A 15999-nucleotide genomic window follows, 5' to 3' on the forward strand; every position below is an offset into this window, starting at 1 on the left:
ATTCCTATCTAGATCTTAGATTTGAGATTCGACTCTTCAGGAACAGACACCGGTTCGTCAATCCGCAATCCGCAATCCGCAATCCGCAATGGGAAGCTCCGCAATTGAAAGCTCCGCAAACGATTCGCCGCCTCGAGCATCAGCGGCAAGTGATAGTGAATCTCCTTTTGCCTGCTTCCGGGCAGCAGAGCGAAGATCGAGCGCGTTGGATCCAGGTCGTGGCGGCGGCAAAACTCCTCGCGCGACAGCGTGGGGCAAACAGCTTCCGCCAATGGGTGACCGACGTACTGAACCTCGAGGCCAGCCTTCTTGTAGAAGTCCTCTTCGAACGGCAAGATCACCAGCATGCGGTCGACGTCGCGGCGCAGAGCTCGAATGCGATACTTACGCCAGGCCCAAACCTGTGGGCTGATGTAGTAGACGATCTTGAAACCTTCGCGATGAAGCTTTCTTGCGAGTCTCATATTGAAATCGGGCCAGTCAATCAACACGACCGCCGACGGACGCCGTGATCGCGCCGCAGCGAGCAGCGTTCGGTATGCGTTATAGAGTTTGCCAATCGCGCGAGCTATTTCAGGCACGCCTATGATTGCAACCTCACGCGCGTCGACGAGAGTCTCGACTCCTGCGGCGCGCATCTCGTCGCCGCCTGAGCCGAACAGTTGGAGTTTGGTTTCGGGACGGAGTCGATGGAGGGCCTTTGCGAGCGATGCGCCGTGTTTGTCTCCACTGGCTTCGCCCGCGACGATCATTATGGATGAGACTGAGTTCTTGGGATCGAGAAGTGAGTGATGCTCTGGACCGGTTCGCTCCATCTGGTGTTAGGCCTTAGATGCCGGGCGCCACTTCTGACGCCCGCGCACCTAACACCTGATCGCTAAGGATTGCGCAGTACGCTCGAGCCGCTATCTTTCTTCTTCTTCTCTTTCTCTTTACTCTTTTTGTCTTTGCTCGAAGGGCTCTGAGCTTTTTGATCGGCGGGCGCGCCGGGTTTCACCTCGACGTCCTGTCCGGCTTGCGAAGCCGCGCGTCGCGGGCGAGCATCAGGTGCGTTGCTGGTTGTCGTTGCGCCCGGCGTTACCGGGCCTACAGCCTTGACGCCGCCCGCCTCCTGAGCGCGCGCCACGATCTCATCGGTCTTCAGGTCGCGGTCGATGATCACTCCTTTCGTAGAAGTGTCGATGCGCGGTCCGAACATGAATCCGACAAAGCGCGACGGAAGCCCTTTGCCGTCGGGCTGAGCCGTGGCGATTTTTGCCGGATCGGAATCGGGGACAGGCTTGCCCCACTTCTTCAAGGTATCCTTCGCGCGTTCGACATATTCGGAGTGAGGATGGCTGGCGACGATGCGAGCGAGATCGCGGCTGGCGGTGTCGGTGTCTTCCTGAAGCTCCATTGCCTTCGCGTGAAGGTACAGCGCTTCATCAAACCGGGAGAAGTTCGGATACTTATTCAGAATCTCCTCGGTGCGCATTTGCGCCGCCTGAGCCGACTCACGAAGCTCGAAATAGAAGCGCGCGACCTTCAGCTCATGCATTGCCAGAATCTCTTGCACCTGGTTCATCAACTGCTCGACCTGTTCCTTGGCGTCGCTGTTCGGATAACGGCGCAGCATGTCCTTTAGCTGGCGCTCGGCGAGCTTCGCGTGTGTCGTATCCCGATCGGCAGCCATAACCTGTTTCAGATGAACCTCGGCAATCTTCATCATCGTGTCGTCGGCGAGCGGATCGTCGGGGAAGAATTGAATCCAGTCCCGGTATTCGACTTCGGCTTGAGCGAGCCCTTTCGAGCCTCCCTGCAAGTAGTAGGAATCGGCGATGGATAGTTTGGCCATCTTTATCAGGGGGCTGTCGGAGTAAGTGTTGATCATGGTGTTCAACAGTATCCGTCCCTCGTCGAAGCTGCTCTTGCGAATGGCGTCGACTCCCTGGCGGAAGAGTTCCTTATCGCGACCAGGTCCCTTGGCTTCTTCCAGCGTTAGCTTGTTCTTCGGCTTGCCGCCGCACGCTGCAAACGGAAGCGCGAGGGCCAAAACTACAACAAAGAGTTTTACAACTTTCATGCTACTTGGGTGGCCGCTGCTGTCGACCAGGCGGCCGTTCTCCTTTATTTAGCTTTTGGGCTGGTCCTTCTCGATGCCTCAGCGAGCACGGGTCAAACTGTGAGCGGCTCTAGCGCTTTTCGGCGAAGCTCGCGGGTCGCCTGTTCCGGATCACCCTTACCGAATACGGCGGAACCGGCGACTATCCACTCAGCGCCGTGGCGGACGACGTTCGCAACATTATTCAAGCCTATGCCGCCATCTACCTCTATATGAACGTTCAAGCCGCGAGAATCAATCATACTCCGCAGCCGACTTATCTTGTCAAGCGATGTGTCTATGAACGACTGTCCTCCGAAACCCGGATTGACCGACATCACAAGCACGTAATCGACAAAGGGCAGCGCCTCTTCAATAGACCCAAGCGGTGTTGCGGGATTCAGCACTACGCCGGGGCGGCAACCAAGGTCGCGGATCGCCGTCAGCGTGCGATGTAGATGCGCGACCGCCTCTACATGGACTGAAATCATCGAAGCTCCCGCGCGGGCGAATTCGTCAATGTAGAGATCGGGATCGGTGATCATCAGGTGGCAATCCAGCGGCAGGTCAGTAGCTCGCCGCGCGGCCTTTACCACCAGCGGACCGATGGTGATGTTCGGGACGAAGTGGCCGTCCATCACGTCGACGTGTATCAGACCAGCCCCGCCGCGCTCGGCCGCCTTGATGTCTTCGCCGAGGCGCGCGAAATCGGCTGACAGAATTGAAGGAGCTATCTCGATCATTGCGACACGCTCCTTGGTTCTTTTATGAGGTTCTTCACGGTTTCCACAATGAAGGCTTGCACGCGAACGCGGCGCCCGGGCGACGATGGACCGGGAGCCGACGCCTGACTCTTAGTCTGAGACGGCCCGCTGCTCACCACTATGGTAAGCACAGAGTCTTTTTTCACCGACGAATTCGGACCCGGGCGCGTCTCGATGACCGAGTTGGAAGGAATGCTTGAATCATTGCGGCGTTGAATCTTCACCCTTAACCCTGCTTGTTCTGCGAGTTTCTGCGCTTCGGCTTCCGGCTTGCCGACGACGCTGGGCACCTGGGTATCGCCGCTGCGGAACAGAGTGTATATCGTTACGATCGCGCTCAAGAAAAAGGCGAGAGCGAGCACTATCACCATCCCCAGTCTGCGCGAAAGGGTCCAGGCAATGCTGCTGGGCTCGGCGTGGCCGGCGCCCCTCGAGGTGCTCATAGCCGGAGTCTAGCACCGCAATCAAGACGCTTTCAACTTTATGAGTGCGAATCGAGGTTGGATCAACGATGAGCTTCCAGGGTGGACTTCCGGGGGGCTGATCATCGGCGCCGAGATCTGTTTCTTCAACTAGAGGCGTCCACGGAAGGGTCACCTTACGAGCTGATCACCGAAGCGAGCCGGCGATGTGAACACTCTGGAACTCCGCGCCGGCGAGCCAAAGCAATGAGAAAATGCCGTACAATCCAATCGCGAAAGCTGCGAACATCACTGCATAAATCACCGCATAATAAGCGGCCGCTACAAGGCGCAGCCTGTTGTCTTCGGGATACCCGTGCTCGGAATTTTCCGAGTCTCACTCGTCTACTACGAGGCGCGCTTGAGATTCGGATTTCAGCGATTCATTCACCCGCGAGGCTTTTCCGCAGGCGGCTCGTCCAGCCCTGACTTTGTTCCTGCTTCATGGTGAGCAGCTCCAGCTCGCCCGCATCGAGCCATACGCCGTTGCATTTATTACAGCGATCGATCTGCACGTCTTCAAACGTAAGCTCGACAAGCGTGCCGTCGCATTTCGGGCAATGGACGATCGAGGCTTTTGCTTTTTCATCTTCGGCGCGCTTTGCGCGGAGCTTCTCGATCAACTCCTGCTCTTTGCGGCGAAAGTATTCGTTCTCGAGCGATTTCTCACGTTCATCCCAGATCTTCGACATCTTGCTCCCCGTTAGGTTTCCGACAAACTGCATTTGCCGAGAATCCCGATTGTTGTTTTAGAAAGCTCGCGACAAACTGAAGTTTGCCGGACGCCTCAGTATCGCACACGCTACTTGGCGCTTCCAAGTTTTACGATGCGCTCGATTAGTTTCTGGTCATCGGGTAAAAGGCCGACCTTCACCAACCGCGGAGTCAGCGTCACCCAATTCTTGTCCATCGCGAACACACGCTTAAACAAGGGGAGGGAGTCGTCAACGCGGCCCATGTTTACAAGGGCAACCGCATGCCAGTAGACCATCTCGGCGTTGTCCGGCACGAGCTTCGCAGCCGCGCCGTACTCGACCAAAGCCCGGTCGTTGTCTTTTTGCTCGACGGCCAGATCGCCGGCGTTCATGTGGTTGTACGCGCGCTGCAAGGTGACCAATCGCCGAAGCTCCTTCAGCGGCTCAGCGCTGTCATCGACTCTCAAGTCGAACACTCGATCAGCCCAGGGCTTGCCTGTCGGCTTGCCGGTTACGACGATCAGCGCGGCGGATTGCTTGCCCCTGATGTCGCCGCCAGCTTCCTGCGCAGCGTCGAGCGCAGCCAACATTCTCTCGGCCAGATCGCCTTTCGCAACTTCAAACGCGCGCGACATCGCCGGCCAGACTTTGTCGTTCAACATCAAGTTCGCCTGGACCGAATAGTCTTTGCCGACGATATGCCCGGCGGCTGGAATGTCCTTTGAGCCAGTGTGGGCCGCAACCCTGCCCTGGGCGTCTATCATCGCGACCTGTCGAACATCGCGCCCGTCGTCTCCGGCAAGCAGAGCCTTGAGCGCATCGGGGGCGCTCTTGCCGGCGCGCATCAGATCGAGACCGAGCTTGCCGTAGCTGGGATCGACGAACGACTGAGTCGCAACGGCGCCGATGCCGGCTTCGGCCCACGTGACGATTGAACCGACCGAGAACCAATGCGACTGAACGGCTACGCCAAGCTCGCCCGTTGCCGGGTCTCGGGCGACGATCGAGAAGGTGTGCACGGGGCGCTGCGGCAACGGGTTTCTCGCCCGAGCCTGTGCCCCAGCGTCTGAGGCGAGCAGAAGCACCGTTCCTGCGAATCCCAAGAAGCGAATTGCAATCGAAAGAAGTCGGGTCATTGTTTCACCTCAATCTGAAAAACCGAAGGTCGTGTTTAGCTGTCTTGGCCGGCTTGAACGCCGGCTAAGGCGCGAACGCCAACTGTACTTTGATAACCTGCTCGATCCTTCGCATATCAATTGGCGACAGACTGCCCATTAAATTCAGCAAACGCGTTTTGCTCACGGTAGTGAGCTGGTCTGCCATTGCCTTGTTCTGTTTGCCGTTGAGTTGAACGACGGCTTCGCTTGGATAAAGACGGTCAAGGTTTGTGGTTAACGGAACGACCTGAACGCGATTCAGGAATCTGTTTGAAGCGTCGTTGCTGATGATGACAGCCGGGCGTTTCTTGCGGATCTCTCCGCCGACAGAGTGTTCAAAGTTGACCCACCACACCTCACCGCGTTGCATCGGCGTCTCCGATCATTGCCTCGGCCCATTCAAGCGCCTCTGCTTCGCGAGTCTTGTCTCCCGCCATTTGCTGATAAGCGGAGTCGAGGTCCAAACCCCGCAGTTGCGGCAGGATCAGAGATTCGATGAACTGACTTATGTCTTCTGGTCCGCCGATTCTTTGCAATTCGTCGTAGACCCGTTCATCAACATTGATCGTGAGTTCTTTCTGCATGACCTTCCTCCGCGGCTTATCGTTCGCTGGAATTCTACAGCAGAGGCAAGTCGCTTCACAGCGCTACCTGACAATCGAGAACGTCGAACGCCTCTTTATTCAGAATGTCGGCAGATTCATTGATCAAGTCGAGGTCTCTCGCGTTCCCTGCTGCCCTGGTTTGCTCAACGATGTACGCCTGGATAGCCGCCTCGATGAACTCTGAACGATTCCTGTTCGCGCCAGACAGCTTATCGACAGCTTCAAGCAAGTCCTTCTCTACGCTAATTGAAGTCTTGACTCTCATACATCCAAAACTAATTTGTTCTCGAGGGCTGGTCAACGTTAATGAGGGATCGTTCCCGTTCTGCTCTCCGCCCGTTGATTGATCTCTCGTTGGCCTAGGCTCGTCCTAGTCTGAATAGTGTACTTGCCCTGTGTATCCTGAAAGGTCGGTCCTTAATCTGTCAGCATACGCTTGTGGCAATATGATGCGATAGGCGTCAATCAACTTAAAGTTAAGATTGGAAGCCATACGCCACTCTCGCTCCATGTAGTAGTTGTCCGGGTCATCATCGGGTTTGGCATCGTCAAAGAACTTGATGAAACTGAAGACATCTAGCCGTAAGAAGATAAAGAATTCATGTAAGAACCAGTTCTTCTTGGAAACTTCCGGCAAATCTTTAACTTCCGGAGGCAAAGACGCAGACGGAGGGTCCTCGAATTCAGCAAGCATCTTATCAAAATGACTAGCTCTAGGAATTTTGGCAAAAATAAACTCGAGACCGTTCCAGAATTCGTTGCATTGTCTGCGTGCATCTTCATCACCAGGGTTATCAGCCGTTTTCCTAAGGAGTTGATTCCATTCGGCCCGGTAAGCGTCCGCGGGATACTCATAGATCGTTTCTTTATCGTGTTTGCGCACGGAATGAAGAACCGGAACCAAAGAGTTCTTCGCAACATAGAGAACCGGGTTAGCGCCTTTCTTAACGAGACAGGATTTGAGAAAGGAAATCCCGAAGCGGCTGTACTTCTTCATGTGAATCTGAAGATCCTCTAACGGAATGTCGCAAAAACAGACGACCCCGGGGTAATACAGATCGTTATTGCTGATTCGTCCTCCAACTTCGATCACCATATCCCTTGCAAACGTCCCAGCCGGATCCGGATTGTGCGGAGGGTAAGTAAGCCAACCTGATGTGAGTATCTGCACGAGGAGTCTGTATTGCGCCTCTTCATCAAGTCCTCGACCTACGAAGTGAACAAGTTCCTTTGAAACGTATCTTTGTATCCCAGGCATAAAACAAGTAGATTGTAGCGCTAAACAAGCTGTCCGCAGCTTTTGATTCAGACTATCCCGCGCCTTTCGAGCCTGCTTCGATGATCTGAAGCTCATTATGCTCGCGGCGGACGCGCAAAACTTTTTTATCAAACTTGCCGACGCTCGTCTTTGGAACTTCGTCGATGAAAGCCCAACGCTCGGGGACCCACCACTTCGCTACTCGATCCGCGAGGAACGCGCGAAGTTGGTCGACGGTCGTATCAGCGCCTTCTTTGAGCACGACACAAGCCAGCGGCCTTTCGTCCCACTTTTCATCGGGCACTCCGATCACTGCCGCTTCGATCACATCGGGATGAGCCATCAACGTAGTCTCGAGCTCGACCGTCGATATCCACTCGCCGCCTGACTTGATCACATCTTTAGCTCGATCGGTAATCTGAATAAATCCCTTCTCGTCGAGCGTGCCCACGTCGCCGGTTCGCAGCCAGCCGTCGTGGAATTTCTCCGGCGTGTCGTCGCCGTAGTAAGAAGCCGTGATCCACGGGCCTCGCACTTCTATTTCGCCGACTGCTTCACCGTTCCAAGGCAGCACAGTGTCGTCGTCCGTCAATCGAATCTCAACGCCGGGCTTGATGCGGCCGGTCTTCGAGCGCCAGTCCATCAACTCTTCATCGCGGCATCCCTTAGGCGGATAGGCGATCGCCGCAAGCGGGCTGGTCTCGGTCATTCCCCACGCCTGAATGACCTTCACGCCGAAGCGCTGCTCGAACTTCTCCATCAAGCTTCGCGGCACGGCTGAGCCTCCGCAGATCACCATTCGCAACGATGACAGATCGACCAGGTTCGTCTCGGCGTAGCGAAGCACATCGTTCCAGATGGTGGGCACCGCGCCGGAGAACGTCACTTTCTCTTCGGCGATCAAGCGGCACAGCGGCTCGGCTTGAAGGAAGCGGCTGGGCATGATGAAGTCCGACCCGGCCATCCATCCGCCATAAGGCAAGCCCCACGCGTTCGCGTGAAACATCGGAACTATGGGAAGAATTCGGTCGTGCTCTGTCAACGCGAACACCGATCCGGCGCACTGGGCGAGTGAATGCAAGAAGGTCGACCGGTGCGAGTAGACTACGCCTTTGGGATTGCCCGTCGTGCCGCTGGTGTAGCACATAGCGGCCGCCGACCGCTCGTCGAGCTCGGGCCATTCAAACCCTTGCTGTTCGGCGGCGATGATCTCGTCGTAGCGAAGCACGTCTCCCGACGCATCAAGCGCGGACGCGTCGCCTGAGCCGACGACGATGTAACGTTCGACGGTCTTCAAGTCCTTAGCTACGCGCGCCAACAGAGGCACGATCGAGTCGTCCACGATGATCACGCGGTCTTCGGCGTGGTTGATGACGTAAGTGAGTTGTTCGGGAAAGAGCCGCAGGTTGAGCGTATGAAGCACGGCTCCCATGCAGGGAATCGCGAAATAGGCCTCGAGATGTTCCTGATTGTTCCAGGCAAAGGTCCCGACGCGATCACCCTCGCCGATACCGAGTCGCTTGAGCGCCGCCGCGAGCAGCTCGGCTCGATCCCCGACAGCTCGATAGGGTGCGCGTCGCGAGTGGTCGCCCATGAAAGTTACGACCTCGCTGTCGGCGTGAACTCTTCGGCTGTGCTCGAAGATGTGATTGATGGTCAAAGGTCGATCTTGCATGGTGCTATGCATGAGATTCTCCTCGGCGCTCAGGAATTCGGTTACTAACGGGGGCATTGCAGTTGCGATTATCTTCAAGATGATTGTCGAGGGCAAGCTCGAAGAGTGGCACTTGAGTGAGACATGAGCCGCAAGCCAGCATGCCTGGTTACACGTGCCGTCAGACAATCACTAGTGAATCTTTCTGCATTATCACCAATCGATTTTCCGTCCATATATGGGAGGATACAAGAACGACTGCTGCCGGGTGAAGCGGAACCGGCGGGAGTTAAAGGGTTCTAGCATAGTTATGGAGGACTTATGCCCGAGGATATCTCCGAAAACACCATCGATATAATCAAGAAGATCGAGACAGGTGAGTGCACTCTGTTCTTAGGTGCAGGCGCATCCGTGTCCGCAGGGGCGCCCACGGGCGATGCCTTGAGCGCTCTTATCATCAAGAAATTACGGCACAGGGGAGATTGGGCAATGAGCGTGGATCAGGCGTTCTCGTTCTTTCTCGCACACCATAACCTGCTGACCGTAGAAAAATTTATCCAAGAAAAACTAACAGACCTAAGTCCCTCAAAGGTTCATGAAATGATTCCTTGGTTCAAATGGCGTGCGCTTGTCACAACGAATTATGACCAACTATTAGAAAAGGCTTTCGCTAATGAATTGGGGGCCGCCCAGCGCTTGATCCCAATTGTTAACGAGAATGATTTGCCAAAGGTTGGATATCCCCTTGAAGAATGCGTGCCGTTGTTGAAACCCCACGGTTGCATATCGGATTTCCCAAGAATGTCTTTAGGCATAGAGGGTATTCACGAAGCAAAAAAAAGGCGTCGCCTCATGTTTTCCTATATCGAAATGTTACATCTTGCAGGTCCTGTTATCTATATCGGTTACTCATTACGGGATAGTCACATTCTCGATATGATTTGCGAACTCAAGGACCGGCTTGGCAACCGAACTGACATGTTATTCGTTACAAAACAGGATACGAGCAGAAAGGCAATAGAGCGACAGTGGTTCGAAAGAACCCTCCGGGTAGAATACCTGGACTGGGGATTTGAAGGATTCATGACCTATATATCTGAAAAGCTAAGGCCAGCCATCGGACCGTCAAAAATAGTTCCTCAACTGGCTTCTTGTCGAATTATCACATTCGGAAATATCTCTTACAAAATAGGACGCGACGCCGATGGTGAATGGGAGTGCTGGATAGACTATACCATCAAGCAGAGAGATGACTACGTTGGAATTATCCTTCAAACCAAGAAGGACTCCCTAGATATAAGTGAGTACAGAGAGGTAAGCTTTGAACTGAATATTCCAAGTTCATCCCCACAAAAGGATGCAATAGAGGCCATCAAACTGGAAGGTTACAACCGCGTTCATAGCCACAAGATCGATATAAGGAATCTCACGCGAGATAAATGGGAAAGAATCACCTTAAATCTTGATAAGTTTAAAGGAGGTGTGCGCGCGCTGCATCTACGCCAGGTTGTGTTTACTGATAACGGTAATCTGGGATTAGTCAAGCAAGGATACAAAGTTGGGATTAGAAAAGTTAGCCTGCAGTGACAAAGACACCGTTCACCTTGCTCACATTGGGCCCGATCGTTTTTGGCTTTTAGTTCGCTCCAGCGTCACACCTGCCGCATCTGAGTATCAGTTCGATTTCGTGCGGAGGTGTGACGAGCGAATGCTCGATGGAAGAAGTGCGACCGACAGAAAGACAGCGACAGAAGCCAGCGCGGCTCCAAAGTAAAACGTCGCGCGCGAATCGACATTGTCCCACAACACTCCGCCGATGTAGCTCGCTGCTATCTGGGTGATGCCGACGACCGTGAAATAGATTCCGAGCGCGGTTGCCCGTCCCGCTTTGCCCGCCGTGTCAACGGCCAGCGCCTTTGAAACTCCATCCGTCAAAGCAGGGAACAAACCATACACCGCAAACAGCGGCCAAACCAGCCAAGCCGAATTGGCCATCCCAAAGCCTGCGTAGCTCAGCGCGTAGATCGAGTAGCCGATGATCAGCAAGTTGCGCCGCCCGAACCGGTCGCTGGCTGAGCCCGCCGGCATCGCAACGATCGACGCAACCGCGTTGTAAAGCGTATAAGCTAGAATGGTCGATCCGGTGCTTAGCCCCAATTGCTCGGCGCGAAGAATCAAGAAAGCGTTTGCCGAATTGGCGAGCCCGAACACGCCGATGACTATCAGCAATCGCCTGTACTCTCGAGTAGTGCCCGCCAGCGATAATCGTATGTTCGATGAGCCTGCTACTACGTCGCTTCGCCGCTCTCTCACTGCGAGTATCATCAGCGTGGCAAGCGTCGCGGGTATCGCCGATATCAGAAAGATCTTGCGCGCCTCCAACCCTGCCCATCCTACGAGCGCCAGTCCAACCAGCGGTCCAAGCACCGCGCCCGCCGAATCCATCGCGCGCTCGAATCCAAAAGCGCGGCCGCGGCCATGCTCGGGTGAAGTTTCCGCCAATAGCGCATCGCGCGGCGCCGTGCGGATCCCCTTGCCGAATCGATCGGCGAATCGTGCCGCGAGTACTACTGGCCAGACCGCGGCAAACGCTATCATCGGCCTCGACACGGCGGTTAACGCATAGCCTGCAAATGCCACCGGCTTGCGGCGCCGGATGCGATCTGAAATCCAGCCGGAGACTCCGCTGACCACGCTTGCTGAACCGACCGCGAGACCCTCGATCAGCCCCACAACGGTGGCCGGCGCGCGCAGTGTCTTGGTGAGAAACACAGGCAGGATCGGATAGATCATCTCAGAGCTGATGTCGCCGAGGAGGCTTACCAGGCCGATGATGATCGTGCTGCGTGAAAGACCGGAATGGCCCAGTGGAGCCGAGGCGCCGGATGGATCCGGTTGTCCTCCGCTCCTCTGTTCCTCTGCTCCTCCGCTCTCTGTCACCTGTCTTCAAGCCTCAGCTTCGCGATGAAGAACCACGAGCCCGATGGCTCAATTTGAATGTTGCTTACGCGAGTGCGCGCGACCAGCACGTTCGCAGGGTACCACAAGTAGATTTGCGGCAGTTCTTCCGAGACAGTCTTCTGGATCTTCCAAAATAGTTCGAGCTTCAGCTTGGGATCGTTTGTTTGCTCGCCTTCGACTATCCAGCGATCGACCTCAGGATTGCAATATCGCATTCGATTCTGACCGCCCCTATCAGTGAGCAGTCTCGCGATTCGAAGATACAAAAGTCTCTTGGCCGACGGCGATTCAGTTGAAACCGCCTCCGCGGCCAGCCGGTCGACTTCGGCGTTCGGGCAGTAGTCCCGGCGCTGCAGAATCGAAGCGAGCCGATCAAACAACGAGCGCATCTGCGCCGGATCGTTTGTCGCCCGGAGCTTTGCTATGGCGTCGTTGAATTCGGGGTCCTGATACCGGCTGTGATACACAAACTGAAACACGTCGGTTAGCTGATTGAAGCCTATTCCAATCAGATAATAGAGATCGAACTGCGCCTTGGCGAGCTTGTCGAACAACGTCGCGAGCTCGAGCGACTTGAGCTCAAGCTGTATCCCCACGCGCCTGAGTTGATCCTGCATAACCGACGCAATATTTCTGGAAAGCTGCGTCGTGGTCGTCAGCATGGTCAACGTGATTCGGGGTTGTGGACCGTCGCCATCCGGGTCCGGGAAGCCGGCTTCGTCGAGCAATTGCTTCGCGCGTTCAGGATCGGGATCGTAAACCGTGACGGCGGGATTATAGACCCGGTGCTCGGGCGGCATGATCGCGTTCGCCTTTCGCGCTTGATCTCTGAGCAGGCGATGAATGATGACGTCGCGGTCAATTCCATAGGCGACCGCCTGTCTGAGTTTTTGATTAGACAACAAAGAAGTCGGCGAAACGTTGACGCCCAGGTAACCAATACTTGCTCCATCGCCGAGAACCACTTGCATATCCCGGCGCTGGCCGAGCGCGCGAATCGTCTCTGGATCGAACTGCGCGTTGTAAGCCATGTCGACTTCGCCGCTCATCAATTCCGCCTGTCGGGTGCTGTTGTCGGTCACGACTTTAATGCGAACGCGGGGAACGTTCGGTGCGCCGCCCCAATAAGCCTCGTTGGCTTCGAGCTGAATAGCTTCCCCTTCTTTGTATGAAACGAACTTGTACGGCCCGCTGCCGATCGGCGAGTTGCTGATCTCGGTTCCCGCTCCATCCGGGATTATGCCGACGGCCAGCAAATTTCCGATGAAAGTGTAGAACGGTTCTCGTGCGTAAAAGATGACCGTTAGCGGGTCGGGCGCAACGATCGAGCTGATCTTGTCGACCAGGCCGCGAATCGGAGACTTGAGTTCCGGTGAGAGCAACGTCTCGAACGTGTACTTCACATCGGCGGACGTGAGCTGCTTGCCGTTGTGAAACATAACGCCCGAACGGAGATGAAAAGTGAAGGTCTTATGATCTTCCGATTCTTCGAAACGTTCGGCGAGCGAAGGAACCAACTCAAATTTCTCGTCTTTTACCACCAACGTGTCGTAGACAAGTTGCATGGTGCGAGCTGAAGCTGGAAAGGAAGTGGAAAAGCGCGGGTCGAACCCCTTGGGCGCAAACTCGACTGCGATAACCAGTGAGCCCGGCTCTCCGCCTCGCCGGCAGCCGATTGATTGAAGAGCGACCACCAGGATAACAGAAAGCAGAAGGCAGAAGGCAGAAGGCAGAGGGCGGAAGGCAGAAGGTAGAAGGTAGAAGGCGGAAGGCAGAAGGCGGAAGGCAGAAGGCGGAAGGCAAAAGGCAGAAGGGAGAAGGTAGAAGGCGGAAGGCACCGAACAACAAGAGCCACAATCAGGCCCTCTTGACTGCCTTCTGCTTTCTGCCTTCTGCTTTCTCCTTTCTGCTTTCTGCTTTCTGCTTTCTGCCTTCTGCTTTCTGCCTTCCGCCTTCTGCCTTCTGTTCATTTGGAGTGTTGCAACGCAAGGTTCAATTCTCCGATGCGTTCGCGCAGCCGTACGACTGCTTGTTCGCTGTATGCGTGAGGCGGCGAGAGCATCGACTTGATGCGTGCGATGTGATCGAATGAACGGCTGATATGGGTCTTGGTGATGCGCCCGTCGCGCGCGGCCGTCACCATCGCTTCCCAGGCCGCCGACGCGCGCCCGGGCGAATGCGAATCGGCGATCATGACCATATCGATTCCCGCCTCGATTGCCATCACCGCCGCGTCCGGCACTTCCCGCGTCCCGCTGATCGCCCCCATCTCCATATCGTCAGTCACCGTGAGACCCTTGAATTGAAGCTCCTCACGCAGCAACCCGGTGATTATGTTCTTCGACAGCGACGACGGGAGCGGCGCGGGTCCATCGAACGCCGGGTAATGCGCGTGCGCGATGATCACCCCGTTGAGCCGCGCGTTGATCTTGCTGAACAGCTCGGTGTAAGGCGCGATCTCATGCTTCAGCATCTCATCGCGGGGCCGGTCTATGGTGGGAAGCTCGGAGTGTGAATCGATCGTCGCGGCGCCGAGCCCGGGAAAATGCTTGCCTATGCCGATGACACCGCCGTGCTGCAGACCTTCAAGGTACGCACCCGCGAGCCGCACTACTTCTGCAACATTGCTTCCCAGGTAACGGCCTTTCAGCCCGTTATTCGCCCCATCGTCGGAAGCGATGTCCAGCACCGGCGCCAGGTTCACGTTGAATCCCAGGGTGCGAAGCGCTTCAGCCGCGATTTCACCCATACGCGCCGCCACCGAAGCGTCGCCTGATGCGCGAAACAGATCCGCCGACGGCATCGGCGAGTAAATTCCCTTTAGTCGATCGACCCGTCCGCCTTCCTGATCGAGGGCGATGATCGGAGGAACTTCAATCAAAGACCGAATCGTCGATGTCAGCTCCACCACCTGCTGCGCGCTTTCGATGTTGTGGGTGTTGAGGAGAATGCCGCCCGGCTGAATGCTTTGCAGCAGGCTGCGGGTCATCAGGTCGAGCTGAGCCCCGGGTACGCCGATGAATAACAGTTGTCCAATTCTGTGTTCAAGTTCCATTTTGGATTTTGGATTTTGGATTTTAGATTTTCGATTCTGGATGGATGCGCTCTCTGGAATCCAAAATCCAAAATCTAAGAGCCAAAATCAATATCAATCACCTATTCTCAAACAGCGCCTTCAAGCTCGTGTCGTAAGGCTCGCGCGCGACGCCTCGGTCAGTAATGATCGCCGAGACGTAGCGATGCGGCGTAACATCGAAAGCCGGATTCGCAACCTTCACTCCGTCCGGCGCAATCCTATCGCCTCGAAAGTGGGTCACTTCTTCGTCCGCTCGGGACTCGATCGGAATCTGATCGCCCGAGTTGAGCGAGAGATCAACGGTCGACAGAGGCGCGGCGACGTAAAAGGGAACATTGTTCTCGTGAGCCGCAATCGCAACCATGTATGTTCCGATCTTGTTGGCTACGTCTCCGTTGGCGGCGATGCGATCGGCCCCGACGATGACGCAATCGACTTCGCCCGACTTCAAAAAATGCCCGGCCATACTGTCGGTTATCAGCGTAACCGGAATGTTGTCCTTGGCCAGTTCCCACGCGGTGAGACGCGCGCCTTGAAGAAAAGGGCGGGTCTCGTCGGCATACACCCGCACGTGCTTGCCGGCTTCTACCGCCGCGCGGATCACGCCGAGCGCCGTTCCGAATCCGGCGGTGGCCAGCGCGCCCGCGTTGCAATGAGTCAGCACCGTCGCGTTATCCGGAATGAGGTCGGCCCCGAAGATGCCCATCCGCTGGTTGCTCTCGACGTCCTCCCGGTGAATGTCCAGGGCCTCACCGACTAGCTGGTTTCTTATCTCGTCGATCGAAGCTCCTTCGCGACGGCCGTGCTTGAAGGCCCATCGCATCCGTTCGACCGCCCAGAACAGATTCACCGCCGTCGGCCGAGTCACAAGAAGCCGCTCGCACACGCGATGAAAGTCACGCTCGAACTCGTCCAGCGAAGCGGCGGCGGAGTTTTTCATGCCCAGGGCGATACCCATCGCGGCGGCGACACCTATGGCGGGCGCGCCTCGCACGACCATCTCTTCGATTGCGCTTGCTACCTCTTCGTGAGTCTTGAAGATCGGGTATAGCTCGTGGGTTGGAAGCCGCCGCTGATCTATCATCACGACGCCCTCGTCGGTCCACTCGATGGTTCTAATCATGACCGCAAGGATGATAGCGAATGAAGAAGGCAGATGGCAAAAGCGAATCCACGCATTGAGCGGATAACGCATCGAGGGTCGCGTTCTCAAGATCACAGGTGAGGAAGGGTGGTTTACCCCCGCTGTTTTGGGGGCACGGTGTAGAAAGTAGTTGGGGGGTTATAC

The 15999-nt window shown here is 55.9% G+C and carries 16 protein-coding genes; 1 reads left to right on the forward strand and 15 read right to left on the reverse strand.

Annotation, left to right across the window (positions count from 1 at the left end):
* Positions 1–8: 8 nt before the first annotated feature.
* The 11 genes from lpxB to AABO57_27745 all read right to left on the reverse strand — a co-directional run bounded on the left by lpxB (position 9) and on the right by AABO57_27745 (position 8707).
* Positions 9–815: a lipid-A-disaccharide synthase gene (lpxB, locus tag AABO57_27695; protein ID MEK6289516.1), complete on the reverse strand. Its 807-nt coding sequence runs from the start codon at positions 813–815 to the stop codon at positions 9–11.
* Positions 816–877: 62 nt separating this feature from the next.
* Entirely contained in the window at positions 878–2062 is a 1185-nt protein-coding gene (bamD, locus tag AABO57_27700; protein MEK6289517.1) for an outer membrane protein assembly factor BamD, read from the reverse strand.
* Positions 2063–2154: 92 nt separating this feature from the next.
* On the reverse strand, positions 2155–2823 hold the full coding sequence (rpe, locus tag AABO57_27705; protein ID MEK6289518.1) for a ribulose-phosphate 3-epimerase: 669 nt from the start codon (positions 2821–2823) through the stop codon (positions 2155–2157).
* On the reverse strand, positions 2820–3287 hold the full coding sequence (locus AABO57_27710; GenBank protein MEK6289519.1) for a PASTA domain-containing protein: 468 nt from the start codon (positions 3285–3287) through the stop codon (positions 2820–2822). The genes rpe and AABO57_27710 overlap by 4 nt, the downstream gene beginning before the upstream one ends.
* A gap of 401 nt (positions 3288–3688) precedes the next feature.
* Complete coding sequence (locus AABO57_27715) at positions 3689–3997, reverse strand: zf-TFIIB domain-containing protein (GenBank protein ID MEK6289520.1); 309 nt, start codon at positions 3995–3997, stop codon at positions 3689–3691.
* A 110-nt stretch (positions 3998–4107) separates the two neighbouring features.
* The gene (locus AABO57_27720; GenBank protein MEK6289521.1) at positions 4108–5136 is read right to left on the reverse strand and encodes a DUF1028 domain-containing protein; all 1029 of its coding nucleotides are present in this window, start codon (positions 5134–5136) and stop codon (positions 4108–4110) included.
* A gap of 64 nt (positions 5137–5200) precedes the next feature.
* Positions 5201–5527, reverse strand: a complete 327-nt coding sequence (locus tag AABO57_27725) for a type II toxin-antitoxin system PemK/MazF family toxin (protein ID MEK6289522.1) — start codon at positions 5525–5527, stop codon at positions 5201–5203.
* Positions 5514–5741: an addiction module antitoxin gene (locus AABO57_27730; protein MEK6289523.1), complete on the reverse strand. Its 228-nt coding sequence runs from the start codon at positions 5739–5741 to the stop codon at positions 5514–5516. The genes AABO57_27725 and AABO57_27730 overlap by 14 nt, the downstream gene beginning before the upstream one ends.
* 55 nt (positions 5742–5796) lie before the next feature.
* Positions 5797–6027: a ribbon-helix-helix domain-containing protein gene (locus AABO57_27735; protein MEK6289524.1), complete on the reverse strand. Its 231-nt coding sequence runs from the start codon at positions 6025–6027 to the stop codon at positions 5797–5799.
* A 105-nt stretch (positions 6028–6132) separates the two neighbouring features.
* Positions 6133–7116 carry an abortive infection system antitoxin AbiGi family protein gene (locus AABO57_27740; GenBank protein MEK6289525.1) on the reverse strand — a complete coding sequence of 328 codons (984 nt, stop codon included), beginning with the start codon at positions 7114–7116 and terminating at the stop codon, positions 6133–6135.
* The gene (locus tag AABO57_27745; GenBank protein ID MEK6289526.1) at positions 7073–8707 is read right to left on the reverse strand and encodes a long-chain fatty acid--CoA ligase; all 1635 of its coding nucleotides are present in this window, start codon (positions 8705–8707) and stop codon (positions 7073–7075) included. Before AABO57_27745 ends, AABO57_27740 begins: the two co-directional genes overlap by 44 nt.
* Positions 8708–8995: 288 nt before the next feature.
* Here AABO57_27745 and AABO57_27750 point away from each other — a divergent pair, with 288 nt between their 5' ends.
* Entirely contained in the window at positions 8996–10261 is a 1266-nt protein-coding gene (locus tag AABO57_27750; GenBank protein ID MEK6289527.1) for an SIR2 family protein, read from the forward strand.
* 87 nt (positions 10262–10348) lie between these two features.
* Here the strand turns inward: AABO57_27750 and AABO57_27755 are convergent, their stop codons facing one another.
* The 4 genes from AABO57_27755 to mtnA form a co-directional block, all read right to left on the reverse strand.
* A complete protein-coding gene (locus AABO57_27755; GenBank protein MEK6289528.1) occupies positions 10349–11614 on the reverse strand; it encodes an MFS transporter in 1266 nt (421 codons plus the stop codon).
* Positions 11611–13200, reverse strand: coding sequence for an ABC transporter substrate-binding protein (locus tag AABO57_27760; protein ID MEK6289529.1), 1590 nt, complete (start codon positions 13198–13200; stop codon positions 11611–11613). The genes AABO57_27755 and AABO57_27760 overlap by 4 nt, the downstream gene beginning before the upstream one ends.
* Before the next feature lie 401 nt (positions 13201–13601).
* A complete protein-coding gene (locus AABO57_27765) occupies positions 13602–14690 on the reverse strand; it encodes a glycoside hydrolase family 3 N-terminal domain-containing protein (protein MEK6289530.1) in 1089 nt (362 codons plus the stop codon).
* 97 nt (positions 14691–14787) lie between these two features.
* Entirely contained in the window at positions 14788–15834 is a 1047-nt protein-coding gene (mtnA, locus tag AABO57_27770) for an S-methyl-5-thioribose-1-phosphate isomerase (protein ID MEK6289531.1), read from the reverse strand.
* Positions 15835–15999: the final 165 nt, after the last annotated feature.

This window comes from Acidobacteriota bacterium (assembly GCA_038040445.1).
Classification (GTDB): domain Bacteria; phylum Acidobacteriota; class Blastocatellia; order UBA7656; family UBA7656; genus Onstottus_A; species Onstottus_A frigus.